Origin of the sequence: Pusillimonas sp. ANT_WB101 (assembly GCF_008369125.1) — a bacterium.
Taxonomy (GTDB): domain Bacteria; phylum Pseudomonadota; class Gammaproteobacteria; order Burkholderiales; family Burkholderiaceae_B; genus Allopusillimonas.
On sequence record NZ_VOAY01000001.1, the window covers coordinates 770554 to 788174 of the forward strand.

Annotated in this window: 11 protein-coding genes; 6 read left to right on the top strand and 5 right to left on the bottom strand. The window is 55.6% G+C overall.

Annotation, left to right across the window (positions count from 1 at the left end):
- Window positions 1–16 precede the first annotated feature (16 nt).
- The 5 genes from FQ179_RS03680 to FQ179_RS03700 all read left to right on the top strand — a co-directional run bounded on the left by FQ179_RS03680 (window position 17) and on the right by FQ179_RS03700 (window position 8236).
- Window positions 17–3220, top strand: a complete 3204-nt coding sequence (locus FQ179_RS03680; protein ID WP_149395905.1) for an efflux RND transporter permease subunit — start codon at window positions 17–19, stop codon at window positions 3218–3220.
- Between the two features lie 122 nt (window positions 3221–3342).
- Window positions 3343–4812 (top strand): efflux transporter outer membrane subunit, encoded by a 1470-nt coding sequence (locus FQ179_RS03685; RefSeq protein WP_255474905.1) that lies wholly within the window; start codon window positions 3343–3345, stop codon window positions 4810–4812.
- 568 nt (window positions 4813–5380) lie between these two features.
- Window positions 5381–6181 (top strand): pyridoxine 5'-phosphate synthase, encoded by an 801-nt coding sequence (locus tag FQ179_RS03690; protein ID WP_149395907.1) that lies wholly within the window; start codon window positions 5381–5383, stop codon window positions 6179–6181.
- A gap of 2 nt (window positions 6182–6183) precedes the next feature.
- The gene (locus FQ179_RS03695; protein WP_149395908.1) at window positions 6184–6771 is read left to right on the top strand and encodes a nitroreductase; all 588 of its coding nucleotides are present in this window, start codon (window positions 6184–6186) and stop codon (window positions 6769–6771) included.
- Window positions 6772–6799: 28 nt separating this feature from the next.
- Window positions 6800–8236 carry a dihydrolipoyl dehydrogenase gene (locus tag FQ179_RS03700; RefSeq protein WP_149395909.1) on the top strand — a complete coding sequence of 479 codons (1437 nt, stop codon included), beginning with the start codon at window positions 6800–6802 and terminating at the stop codon, window positions 8234–8236.
- A gap of 46 nt (window positions 8237–8282) precedes the next feature.
- Here FQ179_RS03700 and FQ179_RS03705 read toward each other — a convergent pair whose 3' ends face one another.
- The 5 genes from FQ179_RS03705 to FQ179_RS03725 all read right to left on the bottom strand — a co-directional run bounded on the left by FQ179_RS03705 (window position 8283) and on the right by FQ179_RS03725 (window position 14616).
- Window positions 8283–8861, bottom strand: coding sequence for an SCO family protein (locus FQ179_RS03705; protein ID WP_149396895.1), 579 nt, complete (start codon window positions 8859–8861; stop codon window positions 8283–8285).
- A 367-nt stretch (window positions 8862–9228) separates the two neighbouring features.
- The gene (locus FQ179_RS03710; protein ID WP_149395910.1) at window positions 9229–11307 is read right to left on the bottom strand and encodes a M3 family metallopeptidase; all 2079 of its coding nucleotides are present in this window, start codon (window positions 11305–11307) and stop codon (window positions 9229–9231) included.
- A gap of 59 nt (window positions 11308–11366) precedes the next feature.
- Window positions 11367–12242 carry a bifunctional methylenetetrahydrofolate dehydrogenase/methenyltetrahydrofolate cyclohydrolase FolD gene (gene folD, locus FQ179_RS03715; protein WP_149395911.1) on the bottom strand — a complete coding sequence of 292 codons (876 nt, stop codon included), beginning with the start codon at window positions 12240–12242 and terminating at the stop codon, window positions 11367–11369.
- Window positions 12239–12862 carry a response regulator transcription factor gene (locus tag FQ179_RS03720; protein WP_149395912.1) on the bottom strand — a complete coding sequence of 208 codons (624 nt, stop codon included), beginning with the start codon at window positions 12860–12862 and terminating at the stop codon, window positions 12239–12241. Before FQ179_RS03720 ends, folD begins: the two co-directional genes overlap by 4 nt.
- Window positions 12859–14616 (bottom strand): PAS domain-containing sensor histidine kinase, encoded by a 1758-nt coding sequence (locus FQ179_RS03725; RefSeq protein WP_149395913.1) that lies wholly within the window; start codon window positions 14614–14616, stop codon window positions 12859–12861. The genes FQ179_RS03720 and FQ179_RS03725 overlap by 4 nt, the downstream gene beginning before the upstream one ends.
- 292 nt (window positions 14617–14908) lie before the next feature.
- On the opposite strand from FQ179_RS03725, the gene aceE reads away from it, so the two are divergent.
- The gene (gene aceE / locus FQ179_RS03730; RefSeq protein WP_149395914.1) at window positions 14909–17617 is read left to right on the top strand and encodes a pyruvate dehydrogenase (acetyl-transferring), homodimeric type; all 2709 of its coding nucleotides are present in this window, start codon (window positions 14909–14911) and stop codon (window positions 17615–17617) included.
- The last annotated feature ends 4 nt before the right edge of the window (window positions 17618–17621 follow it).

Sequence of the window (17621 nt, forward strand, 5' to 3'; positions counted from 1 at the left end):
TCAACAGTGAGCACACATGCCGCAGTTTTTTATTGACCGTCCGATCTTTGCGTGGGTTGTGGCCCTGGGCATCGCGCTGGCAGGAATGCTGGCGATTCCCAACATGCCCGTATCCCAGTACCCCGATGTGGCCCCGCCAACCATAACTATTAGCGCGACGTACCCCGGCGCTTCGGCCGAAGATGTTTCGACCACGGTGGCCAGCATCATCGAAAACGAGTTAAATGGCGCTAAAGGCCTGCTTTACTATGAGTCTGTCAGTGACTCGTACGGCAGTGCGCAGATCACCGCAACTTTTAAACCGGGTATTGATCCCGACCTGGCGCAAGTCGATATCCAGAACCGGCTGGCCAACGTCACCTCCAAATTACCTGCAGCTGTGACCGCACAGGGCCTTCAAGTGGCCCAAGCAAATACTGGCTTTCTGATGGTGGTAGGGCTGTCATCCATTGATGGTACTTTGGACGAAACAGCACTCGCCGATTATATTACCCGTTCGATTCAAAACTCGGTTGCACGCGTTCCTGGTGTGGGTAGTTTTCAGCTGTTTGCCTCGCCTCGTGCCATGCGCATCTGGCTCGATCCAGACAAGCTGACGGGGTTCAATATTAGTGCCCAAGAAGTCAACGCCGCCATCAAGCAGCAAAATCTGCTGATTTCTGGTGGCATTCTGGGTTCGCCGCCCAACCCCGAATCGCAGCGCGTGTCGGCACCCATTATCGTCAATGGCCAACTGGCTACCGTTGAAGAGTTCGGCAACATCGTATTGCGTTCCAATGTCGATGGTTCGGCGGTAACGCTAAAAGACGTGGCCCGCATCGAGGTGGGCTCTGACAATTACCAGTTTGGTGCCCGCCTTAACGGAAAACCCACGGCTGCTTTCGCCATTGCCCTGTCACCGGGTGCCAATGCGCTGTCCACGGCCGAAGGCGTTCGCTCAAAACTGAAGGAATTGTCACAGTTTTTTCCTGAAAACATTACCTACGCCATTCCTTACGATACGTCGCCCTACGTAAAGCTTTCTATCGAGCAGGTGGTTCACACGCTGTTAGAAGCTATGGTGCTGGTGTTTATCGTAATGTTCGTGTTTTTGCAGAACGTGCGATACACATTAATTCCGGCCCTGGTGGTGCCGGTAGCCATTCTCGGTGCATTTGCCGTCATGATGGCGTTAGGGTTTTCAATCAACGTGCTCACCATGTTTGCCATGGTACTGGCCATCGGTATTCTGGTTGATGATGCCATTGTGGTGGTCGAGAACGTCGAACGCATCATGGTCGAAGAGGGCATTTCGCCAAAAGAGGCCACCCGCAAGGCGATGCCGCAGATCAGTGGTGCAATTATAGGCATCACCCTGGTGCTTTCCACGGTGTTTTTGCCACTGGCCTTTCTGTCGGGTTCCGTCGGCGTTATTTACCGACAGTTCTCGGTCGCCATGGCGGTCTCCATTATGTTTTCGGGCCTTTTGGCCCTGACATTTACGCCTGCCTTGTGCGTAACCCTGCTCAAGCCCATTCCCAAAGGTCAGCACGAATCAAAACGTGGCTTTTTCGGATGGTTCAACCGTTCTTTCGATCGTACAACCGATAAATACGAGAGCTGGGTATCAAAAAGCCTGAAGCGTGGCGGGCGCATGATGCTCGTTTACCTGCTGTTGCTGGTGGTACTTGGTTGGATGTACATGCGCTTGCCTACGTCGTTTCTTCCTGAAGAAGACCAAGGCTATCTCATTACCAACATCGAACTGCCCGCGGGCTCAACCGCTAATCGCACGCTCGAAGTCATTAATCAGGTTGAAGACTTTTTCATGGCGCAGCCGCAGGTCGAGAACATCGTTGCCATACGGGGCTTCAGTTTTAACGGTAACGGGTTGAATGCCGCACTTGCGTTTGTGACCCTTAAAGATTTTTCCGAACGACCAGGGCCCGAGAACTCTGCACAGGCGCTAGCGGCCAAAGGAACCCAGCATCTGCTGTTTGGCATACCTGACGCAATGGTGTTTGCTATTACGCCTCCAGCCATTTCTGAACTGGGCAATGCAACAGGCTTTGATTTGCGGCTCGAAGATCGGGGTGGCCTCGGTCATGAAGCCTTAACTGCAGCCTCACAGCAATTGCTGCAGTTGGCCGCGAAGAGCCCGATTCTTGCTGATACGCGTATTACGGGCCTGGCAGGCGGCAAACAACTTAAGGTCAATATAGACCGGGAGAAAGCGGCAGCACTGGGCGTTGATTTTTCCGAGGCGGCTGCGCTGATTTCCAGCTCGCTCGGCTCGTCTTATTTGGGCAACTTTACCAATCAGGGCTGGGTGCAGAACGTCTGGATGCAGGCGGAGCAGGACCAGCGCATGTCGGTCGACGATATTCTCAAGCTCAACGCCCGTAATAATGAGGGCAAGATGGTGCCGTTGGCATCGTTTGTATCGACTTCCTGGACGACAGGCCCGGTGCAGGTGGTGCGCTATAACAGCTACGAGACCGTGCGCATCGGTGGCGCTGCGAAGCCGGGGTACGCAACCGGTGACGCCATGGCCGAAATGGAGCGACTGGTCGCACAATTGCCGGCTGGTATCGGATTCGAATGGACAGGGCTGTCATATCAAGAGATCCAGGCGGGCAACCAGACCAGCATTCTGATGGCACTGTCAATTTTGATCGTGTTCATGGTGTTGGCTGCGCTGTATGAAAGCTGGGCCATTCCGCTGTCGGTACTTATGGCAGTGCCATTGGGTATGCTTGGAGCGGTACTCATGATTGCCAGCAAAGGCATGTCGAATGACGTGTACTTCCAGGTTGGCATGGTGACGGTGATCGGTTTGGCGGCCAAAAACGCCATTCTGATTGTCGAGTTTGCCAAAGATCTTCATGCGGAGGGGATGGGCTTGGTTGAGGCGACGGTGCACGCTGCACGCCTGCGTTTCCGGCCAATTCTCATGACGTCATTTGCCTTTATTCTTGGGGTGCTTCCACTTGCCCTGGCTACTGGGGCCAGCTCTGCCAGCCAGAATGCTGTTGGTTTTGGCGTATTGGGGGGTATGCTGGCGGCAACGCCACTGGCGGTGTTGTTCGTGCCAGTGTTCTTTGTTGTGGTGTTGCGACTGTTCAAGACTAAGATCAAGGTTATTGGCAAGGATTCAGCGTCAAACCATGATGGCGTTACGCCACCTACTACGCCGCCCCCATCGGGACATGATGTAAAACACCGTGAGGATCAAGTATGAATGACGGTATCTTGAACCAAAGTCTTGATGTGTTGCAGCGCCCGGCCGTACCACAGCGCCCAGCGCGCGGGAACACGACAAGCAAAGGATTGCGCCGTGCTGCTCTGCCGACGCTGATCGCGATGACGCTGGGGGGGTGCTCGCTCGCACCACATTATGAGCGCCCTGATGCGCCGATACCGCAGCAATACCCCGACGCCGGCTCAGTCACCAATGCTGGGCCGCGCAGTGCGGCGCAGTCAGCACCTTCGGCGGCTGTTAGCGCCGATCTGGGCTGGGCTGAATTCTTCACCGATGAACGGCTCAAGGCGCTGATCAGGCTGGCACTCGCCAATAATCGCGATATGCGTATTGCCGTGGAGCGTGTTGAAGAAGCGCGTGCACAATATGGTGTGGCCGAGAGTGATCGGTTTCCGACCATAGGCGCAGGCGCTAATGCGCAGGTCACGCGTTCTCCCGAAAACATGCGTATGGGCGGGTCCAGCTCGCCTAGCGTGGCACGCTCGTACATGGCCGGCATCGGCTTGACCGCCTTTGAACTCGACTTTTTCGGACGCGTTCGCAATCTCAGCGAGGCAGCATTCCAGCAATATCTGGCGACAGCCCAAGGGCGGCGCACGGTGCACATCAATCTGGTGTCACAGGTGGCAGAAGCCTATTTCAGGCTGCGCACGGCACAAGATCTTGAGTCGCTGATGCGGCGTACGATAGATTCACGCAAAAACACGCTGGCACTCGTTAAGGCGCGCTACGATGCCGGTATTGCCTCCGCCCTCGATCTGGCTCAGGCGCGTGGGCAGCTTGATACCGTACGTGCTGACTTGGCGGGCATACGGCGTTCAGAAGCGCAGGCGCTCAACGCCCTGCAGTTGCTGCTCGGTGTGCAGTTGCCCGATACTCTGCCCAAACCCGGTACATTCAGCCGCGACCAAGTACTTGCCGCAATCCCTGTAGGCCTGCCTTCAGAGCTGCTTGAACGGCGTCCCGACATTATGGGGGCCGAAAATGCATTGCTGGGGGCTAATGCCAACATCGGCGCGGCCAGGGCGGCATTCTTCCCAAATATATCCATTACGGGTCTGCTGGGTTTTGCCAGCCCTCAGCTAGGTGGGCTGTTTGGTTCGGGGCAGCGCTATTGGCAGTACGCTCCGCAAATACAAATCCCTATTTTTGCCGGTGGCGTGCGGGGCAATCTGGAAGTGGCCGAGGCACGCAAAAACATTGCAGTGTCGCAGTATGAAAAAGCCATTCAGACCGCGTTTCGTGAGGTGGCTGATGCGTTGGCGGGAGAGGCCACTTATGCCGACCAGCTTGACGCACTGCGGGCAGTCGAAGCCTCTGCAGCAGAGTCGCTCAAGCTTGCTCAACTCCGTTACGAGACGGGTGTAGACAGTTTTCTGCAGGTGCAAAATGCCGAGGTAAATTTGTACACCGTGCAGCAATCCTTTCTGCAAACAGGCATGGATTCTCTGATGAATCGGGTCGAGTTGTACAAGGCCCTTGGTGGTGGCTGGCTCGAAGACACGGCCAAACCAGTGCCAGGTACTGAAGCTGACCGTGTGCACGGTGAAGTTCAGGGTACCAATCCTTAGACGATTACGGCCCAGTATCCGCTGGTAGGAAAAAACCGCCGCTGCACTGGTTTCTGGTGCAGCGGCGTACTTAATGATGCGCCCGGCACGGCACGCCTTCAGCAATCCTGCTGTGTCAAATTCTGAACTAAAAATTAAATCCAAACAGATCGGATATATCTGCAGGGATCTTCATGCCAAGCGCGTTCTAGGAAGACTGTGAACAAGTCCGACGCCGAGAAAATAGACTCAATAAAATCAATCGTTACGGCATCGGGCTCCACTAAAATCCGACTTATTCAGAGCTTCCCTAGCTGTTTTATTGGTTGGCTAAATCGTTCGCTTATCAAGACGTCCAACAGTCCAGGCAACAAGCTAAGAAGCTCTATGAGCTAGCTAAATAGATCGTCTTGGGCGAATAGATAGCAGGCGGCCAAAACAAGTCGCATTTTTCTATTCACAAGCACAATCTATCCCTGGACATTTCTTCTCGTCGGTTCTGCATAGGCAGAGCGGCGGGGGACAAGGCTGGCATAAAAGGCGATAATGGGCTTTGTTCACTTTTGCAACCAGGAAGACGAGGCTATAGATGGAATTGGGCGTAAATATTGATCATGTCGCAACCTTGCGTGAGCAGCGACACACAACGTATCCCGATCCCATCGAGGCCGCATTGCGGGCGGAAGAGGCTGGGGCAGATCTGATCACGCTGCACTTGCGGGAAGACCGGCGTCATATCCAGGATGCCGACGTCGATGCCATTTTGCCACTGCTGCGCACGCGCATGAATTTAGAATGTGCAATCACGTCTGAAATGCTGGCCATTGCCTGCAGGGTACGCCCGCACGATGTCTGCCTGGTGCCAGAAAAACGTGAAGAACTCACGACCGAGGGCGGTCTTGATGTCGCTGGTCACTTTGAGCATGTTCGTCAGGCTGTTGCGCAACTGCAAGATGCAGGCATACGGGTGTCGCTCTTTATAGACCCTGAAGCAGAACAAGTTGATGCCGCGTTCCGCTCAGGTGCAACGGTTATCGAACTGCACACCGGTGCTTATGCCGAAGCCGCCGAGAGGCTGATCATGGCGCCCGTCTCCGAGGGTACGCCTGCGCCCTACAAGGTGCTCACAGCGCTCACTTCCGATTCTGCCGCGCAGTCACCGGCCGTAGGTTTTGAGCTTGCACGATTGCGCTCAGCAATTGCACAGGGCGTAAGGCATGGTTTGCGGGTTAATGCAGGCCACGGCCTACATTACAACAACGTCGGGCCTATCGTCGCATTGCCCGGCATTGTCGAACTGAATATCGGTCATGCCATTGTGGCCCGTGCCGTATTCGATGGCTGGGAGAAAGCCATCCGCGACATGAAAGCATTATTAAGAAAGGGTTGAAAATGTCTGTATCTGTATCGGTAGCACCTGTTGAAAGCCTGCTGAGCCGTCGTTCTGTGAAATTAGTGCAGGCTCCTGCACCCTCAGACGAAGAGCTCTCCCTCATTTTCGAAGCCGCCATGCGCGCGCCAGATCATGGTCGGCTACGCCCCTGGCGTTTCGCCGTTATTCGTGGCGATGCGGTTAGCCAGCTGGCCGACATGACGTTATCTCGCACCAAAGAAGCGGGTGTCGAACTGGCACCAGGCAAAGAAGAAAGTGTGCGCCGTTGGCTGGCCAAGGTACCTATGCTTATTGCCGTGGCGTGCCGCCTGGATCACGCCAATACCAAAATCCCCGAACGCGAGCGCATGCTGGCCACCGGTGCGGCTGTCACCAATATGTTGAACGCGGCTCATATGCTTGGATACGGCGCCTTCTGGAGCACCGGCTTGGGTACGTATATTGACGAGGTTGCCGAAGACCTGGGCTTTGACCCACTCGACTACATCTTCATGGGGTATGTTTCACTGGGCACGCCCATCAATCAGATGCCAGCCATGGAACGTCCTGATTTCCACGAATATGTCACCGAATGGTCGGGTGTCTAGGGCCTCGTTTACCATTTGGAGCGGGAAGATGAATCAGTTAAAAACAGATGTGGCCATTATCGGAGCGGGCACGGCGGGGATGTCAGCTTACCGCGCCGTTAAAACGGCCGGTTTTGATGCCATTCTGATCGAAGGCGGCCCATACGGAACGACCTGCGCACGTGTTGGCTGCATGCCGTCCAAATTGTTGATCGCGGCGGCTGACGCTGCCCACACGGCCGCAACGGCTGCACCGTTTGGGGTGCACGTTGAAGGCTTGCGCATAGATGGCGAGCAAGTCATGGATCGCGTCAGGCGTGAGCGCGACCGCTTTGTTGGCTTTGTGCTCGAAAGCGTTGACGGTATTCCGGCAAGCGACAAGGTGCGCGGATACGCGCGCTTTGTGTCTGACACCGTTCTGCACATTGACGACCACACCGAAATTCAGGCCACCAGGGTAGTCATTGCCACGGGAACTTCGCCGGTGGTTCCTGACATCTATGCAGCGCTGGGTGATCGCGTCATTGTCAATGATGACGTGTTCAACTGGCAGACACTGCCGCGCAGCGTGCTGGTGGTTGGGTCGGGCGTAATCGGGCTCGAAATTGGACAGGCGCTGTCCAGGCTGGGTGTCAGAACGTGCCTGATCAACCGCAGCAGCAGCTTGGGTGGGTTGGCAGATCCCGAAGTCAAGGCAAGCGCTGCCGCAGCATTCGGGCAAGAGCTTGATCTACGGCTTGATTCCCAGGTACTGGGCGCACACCTGGAAGGCGATCAGGTCAAAGTAAGGCTACAGCGCAAAGGCCAGGCGGAAACCACTGAACACTTCGAATACGTGTTAGTTGCTACCGGGCGGCGTCCTAATCTTTCCGGGCTTGATCTGCAAAACACCAAGGCAGTACTGGACGAGCGGGGCATGCCCGAGTATGACGCCGAAACCCTGCAACTGAGTGACACGCCCATTTTTATAGCGGGTGATGTCAACGGTATTTTGCCCTTGCTGCACGAAGCGGCTGATGATGGCCATATAGCCGGCGGTAATGCAGCTGTCTGGCCCAAGGTTGTACCAGGCAAGCGTCGCACGCCCATGGCTGTAGTGTTTACCGACCCGCAGCTGGCATGGGTTGGTACGCGCTATAAGGATCTGGCCTCAGCAGGCGTGGTATGCGGGCAAGTCAATTTTGCCAATCAGGGTCGATCCAGGGTCATGCTAAAAAACCAGGGCATGCTGCGTGTTTATGCCCGCGTTTCTGATGGCCGTTTTCTGGGTGCCGAAATGGCTGGTCCATCCATGGAGCATATTGCGCACTTGCTGGCGTGGGCGCATCAAAGCCAACTGACTATTGCGCAGATGATACAAATGCCGTTTTACCATCCTGTGGTCGAAGAGGGCTTGCGTACGGCACTTCGTCAGGCGGCACGGCACCTTGCCGAGGCTGACCTTGACTACGTGCGCGAGTGCGAACAGGCCGTCAATAACGTGTGATTGACGTCGGGCTTGTCGCGTAAAACAGGCCCGCCTCACTTCAGTGTTACTGCAATACCTTGCGCACGCTGGCTGTCAGAGCCTCAACTGACTCGGTGTCAGCAGCCAGCAACCGTGCTCGGCCCTTGGCATCAAAAAAATACACGCCGCGACTGTGCGCTACTTCGTAGGTATCGGGGCTGTTAGGGTTGGGTTTTTCGATCTGATAGGCAACACGGTAGCGGCGGGCAACATCGGCCACCTGTTTTTCTGTGCCGGTCAGGCCTATGGCATTACTGTCAAAGGCATCTACGTATGCCTGCAACAGTTCGGGTGTGTCACGGTGTGGGTCTACGCTAACAAAGATAATACGCACTTTGCTGGCGTCATCGCCCAAACCTTCCATCACGTGGGCTAGCTGCGCCATCGTGGTAGGGCAGATGTCGGGGCAACTGGCATAACCAAAAAACATTAACACCGTCTTGCCTTTGAAATCATCCTGCGTGTAGGTTTTTCCGCCAGCGCCTTCCAGCGTGAACTTCAGGTCAGGTAGAAAGCCGCGCACCGGGTGTATGGCCTCATCAGCCTGGGCAGATGCTTCAGCGGGTGCCAGCAGCACGCCCAGAGGCAATGCAAACATGGTCATAATAAAAAGCTGACGTAGCAGCTGACGGAAACGCGGGATGATCATGGGTTAAATACTCCAGTGCGGGCCAGGCCCGAGAAGCAAACTCAGACGCAGTATGTTCGGTGCGGCATGGTATGGAAATGGCTGGCGACAGGTGTGTTTTCAACCTTGAGCGTGTTGCCTGCTCCCTAAATAATTATAGGCGCAGGCAGTTCAGACAAAGGCCGAGGGTATTTCGTCAGCTGCAAAAGTAGGATACTCACACGCTTCTGAGCGAAAGGGTCTGCGCGCATTGATCGCGAGCATTAAGCCAGCCTCGAACAATGGATAGCCCCCTCCGCCCAGTGTGACCCGTGCAAATATGCTGCAGTTTGGGTTTTCCGCGCTAAGCACTGGGCTCAGTGACCAGCCCGCTGTGGCGCAAAAGCGCGTCAATCGAAGGCTGGCGGCCACGGAACGCAACAAAAGACTCACTGGCAGGCCGTGCACCGCCTATTGCCAGTATTTCTTTAAGAAATAACTGCCCGGTCTTGGCATCGAGCAGGTCGGGCAAGCCGTCAGGCCCTGATTGGGCGTTTTCCTCAAATGCGGCGTAGGCGTCGGAAGACAGTACCTCAGCCCATTTGTAGCTGTAATAGCCTGCGCCATAACCACCCGCAAACAGGTGCGAGAAGTTGTGAGGAAAGCGATGCCACTCGGGTGGGAACAATACAGCGACTTCGTTTCGCACTTCAGTTAAGGTCTCAAGAACCGCTTGTATCGACAGGCCTTGCGATTGGTGGTGAATTAACATGTCAAACAGCGCGAACTCAACCTGTCGCAGTGTTTGCATGCCACTATGAAAATTACGCGCTGCCAGTAGCTTGTCGAACAATTCGCGCGGCAAGGGCTCACCGGTGTCTACGTGTGCCGAAAGGCCACGAAGCACTGGCCATTCCCAGCAGAAGTTTTCCATGAACTGCGACGGCAGTTCGATGGCGTCCCACTCAACGGCGGCGAACGGCGATACGCCGGGCTCACTTACCTGCGACAGCAATGCGTGCAGTGCGTGGCCGGTTTCATGAAATAGCGTGATGACATCGTCGTGGGTAAGCAATGCAGGCTTGCCACTCTGCGGTCTGGAGAAGTTGCAGGTGAGCCAGATGACTGGCGTCTGCAAACCGTGTGTGCTCAGGCGGCGTGTGCGTTCACTGTCGACCCAGGCACCACTTTGCTTGCCCTGTCGGGCATAAAGGTCAATATAAAGTGTGCCAGACACCGTGTTTTCAGCGGTGACCACCTCGAATGCCTGGGCGTCTTCATGCCATACCGGTGCATCGCAGCGGCGCAAGCTGACGCCAAACAGGGTATGAATAACGCCGAACAAGCCCTTCAAGACCTGAGGTTCGGTAAAGTACTGTTTGACCTCTTCTTCAGAGTAGGCGTAGCGTTCTTCGCGCATGCGCTCGGAGGCGAAGGTAATGTCCCAGGGCTGGAGTTCGTCCATGCCAAGGTTTTGATGAGCGAACTCACGCAGTACGGCCAGGTCTTTGATGGCGAATGCCTTGGCCTTGGCGGCCAGCTCGCGTAGAAACTCCAGCACTTGCGTGGCACTTTCTGCCATACGGGTTTCGAGACGCAATGCCGCGTAACTGTCAAAGCCTAGCAGGGCTGCCTCTTCAGCGCGCAGCCCCAGCAGCTGTTCAATAAGCGCAGAATTGTCGAGTTGAGGCTGCCCTTGTTCAGACGCAATGGTTGAATAGGCACGGTACATCTCCTGGCGCAGGCTGGCATCGCAGGCATGCTGCATGACGGGCAGGTAGCATGGCATCTTCAACACCAGTTTCCAGCCATCCTTGCCGTCTTCCTGAGCGGCGATACGCGCTGCTTCGACCACGTCTGCAGGCAGCCCGGCCAGCCTGGCCTGGTCGTGAATATATAGCGACCACTGGTCGACGGAGTCAAGCACGTTTTCGGAAAATTTCTGTGAAGCCTGGGCCTGCTGGTCTGAAACCTCGGCATAACGCGCGCGGGCTTCGCCTTCGAGCTCAACACCGCTCAGCCTAAAGTCTCGCAATGCCAGCTCTATGACCCGCTGGCGTTCGCTTGACAGCGTTGCGAATGCCTCTGAGGCCTTCAGGCGCTTGTATTGGGCATACAGGCCGGTGTGCAGGCCAACCCAGGTGGAAAACTCGGTGACTAGGGGCAAGCAGGCGTTATACGCGGCACGCAGTTCGGGCGTATTGACCACGGCATTAAGATGCCCTGCCACAGACCATGCCCGCCAGAGTTTGCCAGAGACGTCTTCAAGCGGATCGACGATGGCGTCCCATTGCGCGGGCAAAGCCGGATCTGCACTGTGTTGCACCGCCACGCGTGTTTCTTCAATGAGCGCTTTGATGGCGGGCTCGATATGGCTGGGCTGAATGGCAGAATAGTCGATCAGCCCATCAATGGGCGCGAGCAAAGGGTTAGTAGTAGACATAGGAAATTCCGTTTGGGAGCAGGTGGCCGTGCATCACGGGCGTGTGTCTGTGCCTGCGGTTAGACCGTGGCTGCGGATGCTGCAGACTGCTGGCTGCGTTCGGCGGCTTCAAGCGTGTTGACCAGCAGCATGGCGATGGTCATGGGCCCTACGCCTCCGGGTACCGGCGTAATGGCACTAGCCACTTCTTTGGCTGAAGCGAAGTCAACGTCACCAACCAATTTGCCATGCTCGTTGCGGTTAATGCCTACATCGATCACCACGGCACCGGGTTTTATCATACTGCCGGTTACCATGCCGGGCTTTCCGGTTGCTACGATTAATACGTCGGCGCGTCGGGTTTGTGCGCCCAGATCACGGGTTTTGGAGTTGCACAGGGTGACCGTAGCGCCAGCTGCCAGTGTAAGCATGGCCATGGGCTTGCCCACGATGTTGCTGGCCCCGACGATAACGACCTCGGCACCCCACAATGACACGTTCTCGGACTCAAGCATTTTCATGATGCCGTAGGGTGTGCAGGGCCGAAACAAGGGCTGACCCGTCATGAGCAGGCCGGCGTTGCTGATGTGAAAACCATCTACATCTTTGCGTGCGTCTATGGTTTCGATGACGCGCGCAGAGTTCATGTGACCAGGCAAAGGCAGCTGGACAAGAATGCCATGAACGGCGTTGTCGTTGTTGAGCTTGCGTACTTCATCGAGCAATTGTTCTTCGGTGACGTCGGCATGAAGACGTATAACGCTTGAATGCAGCCCCGCCTTTTCGCAGGCAGCGGCTTTGTTACGCACGTAAACCTGCGACGCAGGGTCGTCGCCGACCAGCACGACCGCGAGGCCGGGCACCACACCTTGTTGCTTAAGCTGTTGCACACGGACAGCCACATCGGCCTTGACCGAATCTGCCAGTGTTTTCCCATCGATAATGCGTGCGCTCATGCTGTGGTCTCTTTCGTTAGCGCGATTTTCATTAGGTCAGCAACAGTGGTGACTTCGAGTTTTTCCATAATGTTGGCGCGATGCGCTTCCACGGTTTTGATGCTGATATTGAGGTCGCCGGCGATCTGTTTGTTGAGACGCCCGGCGACTATGCGCTCGAGCACCTGCTGTTCACGCGCCGTCAGCCGACTGAGAACTGCCTCGTGGTTTTTCTGTGCCTGTGCCTGGCTGACGCGCTCGGTGGCTTCTTCAAGCATGCGTGCCACGATGTTGCGCAGGTCGGTTTCGTTAAACGGCTTTTCGAGAAAGTCTATGGCGCCTTTTTTCATGGTGGAAACCGCCATGGGTACATCACCGTGGCCGGTGATAAAGACGATAGGCAGCGGGGCCTTGCGTGCAATAAGTTCTTCTTGAAGCTCGAGGCCGCTCATGCCTGGCATACGCACGTCAGCAATGAGTACGCCAACCTGGTCGGGCTCATAGGCGTTCAGGAATTCTTCCGCCCCGCTGAAGCTGCGAACGCGATAGCCATTAGCCTCGAGCAGCCAACGCAGCGAGTCGCGTACGGCCTCGTCATCGTCAACAATGAAAATCGTGCTTGGCGCTTGAATTGTAGTCATGCATGCAACTCCTGAGTGTCTTCTGACGAACTGGCCGCTTGTGGCGTGGCGCGGGGCAAGGTAAACCTGAATATCGTGCCCCCATCGGGGTTGGCACTAGCCCAGAGGCGACCATGGTGGGATTCTATGATTGTGCGGCAAATATTAAGCCCCATGCCGAGCCCTTCGGACTTGGTGCTGTAAAACGGTTCAAACAGGCGATTAGGGTCACGCAAGCCGTGGCCACGATCTATGACTGCAAATTCAACCAGCGCCTCCTGATCTGTGATGACAAGATGCAGCGTACGATAATCGCTTTGTTCCATGGCTTCTACGCCATTTTTGAGCAGGTTTAATAATACCTGTTCGATAAGTATAGGGTCAGCCATGACGTCGGGAATGCTTTCTGGCATGTCAAGTGCGATGGTGATCTGGCGCTTGCGTGCGTCGATATCAGCAAACCCCACCGCGTTTTCAACAATGCGCATGGCTGGAACACGCTGGCGCCGCGGCTCGCTGCGCTTTACGAATTCGCGGATACGACTGATTATTTTACCTGCCCGTTCGGCCTGCTCGGCGGCTTTTTGCAGCGCGACCAGCAAGCGCTCGGGGTCGCTGTTGCCTGACTTGAGCATTGCGACGGCGCCCATGCTGTAATTGCTGATGGCGGTGAGCGGCTGGTTTAGCTCGTGGGCCAGCGATGATGCCATTTCGCCCATAGTAGTAAGGCGACTGGTTAGCTGGACTTTTTCTTCTTGCCGTCGCGAGGCTTCTTCGTGCTTGCGGCGCTCGGTAATGTCGCGTGCCACCTGAAGGCGAACGCGACGGCCATCTGTCCAGGCAAGAATACGGTGGTGTACTTCAAACCAGCGTTGTGCTGATTCAGAATAAATTTCTACCGTTTCGTCGGTAAACCTGCCCAGCCTTCCGCCCAACAGTTCGGCATGGCCACTTGATTGCGCGCCAAAAAAACGCCGATAGGTTCGGTTGGCAAACAATAGTTCGAGCCCCTCGGCCGTGTCTGCCGCGACCGATATGGCGTCATCCAGGCCTTCGAGCACCGTCATAAAGCGCTCATGGGCAGCAGTAAGCGCTTCGCGAATGCGCTTGGGTTCGGTAATGTCGGTCATGGAGGTCATCCAGCCGATCTGCTCGCCGTTGGGGTCACGCAACGGGGACACATACATGCGTGCGGTAAAACGGGAACCATCGCGCCGCTGGGCTTCGACCTCAAGCCCACTGCTGGGCGTACGGCCTGACAACAGAATGTCGAGGGTTTCTTGATGTTGTGCGTGACGCCCTGGCACCCAGTAAGGGAAGGGCGTAGTACGGCCGATGAGATCGGCCTCGTTCCAGCCTATCATGCGGCAGAACGCCGGGTTTACATAGGCGATGCGACCATGCATATCAAACACCCGCATGCCGGTGGACATGGAATTTTCCATGGCGCGCCGAAAGCCTGTTTCGGCAATGAGGGCTGCCTCGGCCCGTGTGCGAAAGCGCGTGTAGCGCCAGAGCGCAAGCAGACTGAACACGATAACGCACGACAGTGCAACAACCACCATCAGCAGGCGCTGCTGGCGAGTTTCTTGATCAATGGTTATGAACATGACGCTGTCGCTCTGCAGGCGCTGCAGCCAGAAAAACACGCCCATGACGCAAAGGTACAGAATCAACACAACAACCGGAGTAAGCCAGTACACGCCGCGCCGTGTGTTGTGGGCCTGCTCATAGAAGGTTGTCGGGATCAGGGATTTTTTGGAATTGGCAGCCATGGGTGCATGTATAGCGCGAAGCGCGCGCAAAGAGGGCCTGTCGTATCAATATCGCATTTTAGACCGTAACTGACCGTTGTATTTTTCACATTGTAAAAAGCCATACCATAAAATGAAATTTTGCTTGAACAAGCGGCGTGTCTTTCCTAGAATGGGGAGGTTCTCGCGTATTTCATACACAAGACTAAATTCGCATACACGCGCCGGTATAAGGTATAACGAAACCAAACACCAAGCACGGGTAATGTAGACAACATGCGGCATCCACCCCTTCCACGACAGGAGACAATTAATGTCCTCTCTAGAACAGGCCAAGAATATGGCAAACTCACTTAGCGATGATGACCTGGAAACCCAAGAATGGCTCGAAGCGCTCGAAGCCGTTCTTGATCGTGAGGGCCCGGAGCGCGCCCACTTTCTGCTCGAGCGCCTTATTGATCTGGCCCGCCGATCAGGTGCCCATATTCCCTTCTCGGCCAACACGGCTTATGTAAACACGATCCCACCAGGGCTGGAGCCTCAGTATCCGGGCGATATCGTCCTCGAAGAGCGTATACGCTCTTATGTGCGCTGGAACGCCATGGCCATGGTGGTCAAGGCCAACCGCCACAGCCCACCAGATGGTGGCGACCTTGGCGGTCATATTGCCTCCTTTGCCTCGATGGCCACCATGATTGGCTGCGGGCAAAACCATTTCTGGCACGGTGAAACCGAAAACAACGGCGGCGATCTTGTGTACTTTCAGGGCCATTCATCGCCCGGCATGTACGGTCGTGCGTTTCTTGAAGGCCGTCTCACTGAAGAGCAGCTTGATAACTTCAGGCAAGAAGTTGACGGCAAGGGCCTGTCTTCGTACCCGCACCCCAAGCTTATGCCAGATTTCTGGCAGTTTCCCACTGTATCAATGGGCCTTGGCCCCTTGATGGCTATTTATCAGGCTCGCTTTCTCAAATACCTGCACGCCCGCGGTATCGCTGACACCAGCAATCGCAAGGTCTGGGTATTTTGCGGCGACGGCGAAATGGACGAGCCCGAATCCCTCGGCGCAATTGGTCTGGCTTCGCGCGAAAAGCTCGATAACCTGATCTTCGTCATCAACTGCAACCTGCAACGGCTTGATGGGCCGGTGCGCGGCAATGGCAAAATAATCCAGGAACTCGAAGGTGATTTCCGTGGCAGCGGCTGGAATGTCATCAAGCTGATCTGGGGCGGTTATTGGGATCCTCTGCTTGCCCGCGACAAAGAGGGCATTTTGCGTCGTGTCATGGAAGATTCCGTCGACGGCGAATATCAAGCCTATAAAGCCCACGACGGAAAATTCGTGCGCGAAAACTTCTTTGGCAAACACCCCAAGCTGCTTGAAATGGTCAGCCGCATGAGCGACCAGGATATCTGGCGCCTGAACCGTGGTGGTCATGACCCCTACAAGGTATATGCCGCATTCAAGTCGGCATCTGACCACAAGGGCCAGCCCACAGTCATTCTGGCCAAGACCATTAAAGGGTATGGCATGGGCCATGTCGGTCAGGCGAAAAACCCCACGCACCAGCAAAAGAAACTCGACATGGACTCCGTGCGTGAGTTCCGTGACCGTTTCAACATCCCGGTACCTGACGACAAGCTCGACGATCTTCCGTACTTCAAACCGTCGGCAGATTCGCCCGAAATGAAATACCTGCACGAACGCCGCAATGCGCTCGGCGGTTTTCTTCCCCGTCGCCGCATGAAGGCTGATGAACACTTCACGGCGCCAAAGCTCGAGGTATTCAAGGCAGTGCTCGAACCCACCGCTGAAGGCCGCGAAATTTCCACCACGCAGGCGTTCGTCCGTATTCTTAATCAGATCCTTCGTGACAAAGAACTCAGCCCTCGCGTCGTGCCCATTCTGGCCGATGAGTCGCGTACGTTCGGCATGGAAGGCTTGTTCCGTCAGATCGGCATTTATGCTCCCGAAGGGCAAAAGTACGTGCCTGTCGACAAAGAGCAGGTCATGTATTACCGCGAAACCGAAAACGGTCAGCTGTTGCAGGAAGGTATTAACGAGGCGGGCGCGTTCAGCTCCTGGATGGCAGCCGCCACGTCGTACTCTTCCAATAACCGCATCATGATCCCGTTCTTCATCTATTACTCGATGTTCGGGTTCCAGCGTGTGGGCGATCTTGCGTGGGCAGCGGGTGACATGCAGGCGCGTGGCTTCCTGCTGGGCGGTACGGCTGGGCGTACCACGCTCAACGGCGAGGGCTTGCAGCATGAAGATGGGCATAGCCACATCATGTCCGGGCTAATCCCCAATTGCGTGTCGTACGACCCAACGTTTGGTCATGAGCTTGCCGTCATCATCCAGGACGGCCTGCGGCGCATGATTCAAAATCAAGAAAACGTTTATTACTACATCACCGTCATGAACGAGAACTACCCGCAACCCGGCCTTGTGCCTGGTGATGAGGAAGGCATCATACGGGGCATGTACAAGTTCAAGTCAGTGGGCGACAGCAAGCAGCCTCGTGTTCAGCTTATGGGCTCGGGCACTATCTTGCGCGAAGTTCTTGCAGCGCAAGAAATGCTCGAAAAAGACTGGGGCGTGGGCTCTGACCTCTGGAGTACCACCAGCTTTACCGAGTTGCGTCGTGATGGCCTTGACTGCGAACGTCACAATCTGCTCAACCCTGAAGCCGAGCAGCAGGTGCCTTATGTAACGCGTCAGCTCATGGACACCGCAGGGCCCATTATTGCCTCCACTGACTACGTTAAATCGTATAGCGATCAGATTCGTCCGTTCATTCCTTCGGGCCGCATCTACAGAAACCTGGGTACAGATGGTTTCGGGCGCTCTGATTACCGTCATAAACTTCGTGAACACTTCGAAATCGACCGTAATTTTGTCGTGCTGGCCGCCTTGCGCAGCTTGGCCGATGAGGGCAAGCTACCCCTCACAAAAGTGTCGGAAGCCATCAAGAAGTACGGCATCAATCCGGCCAAAGCCAATCCGCATCACGCTTGAGGGG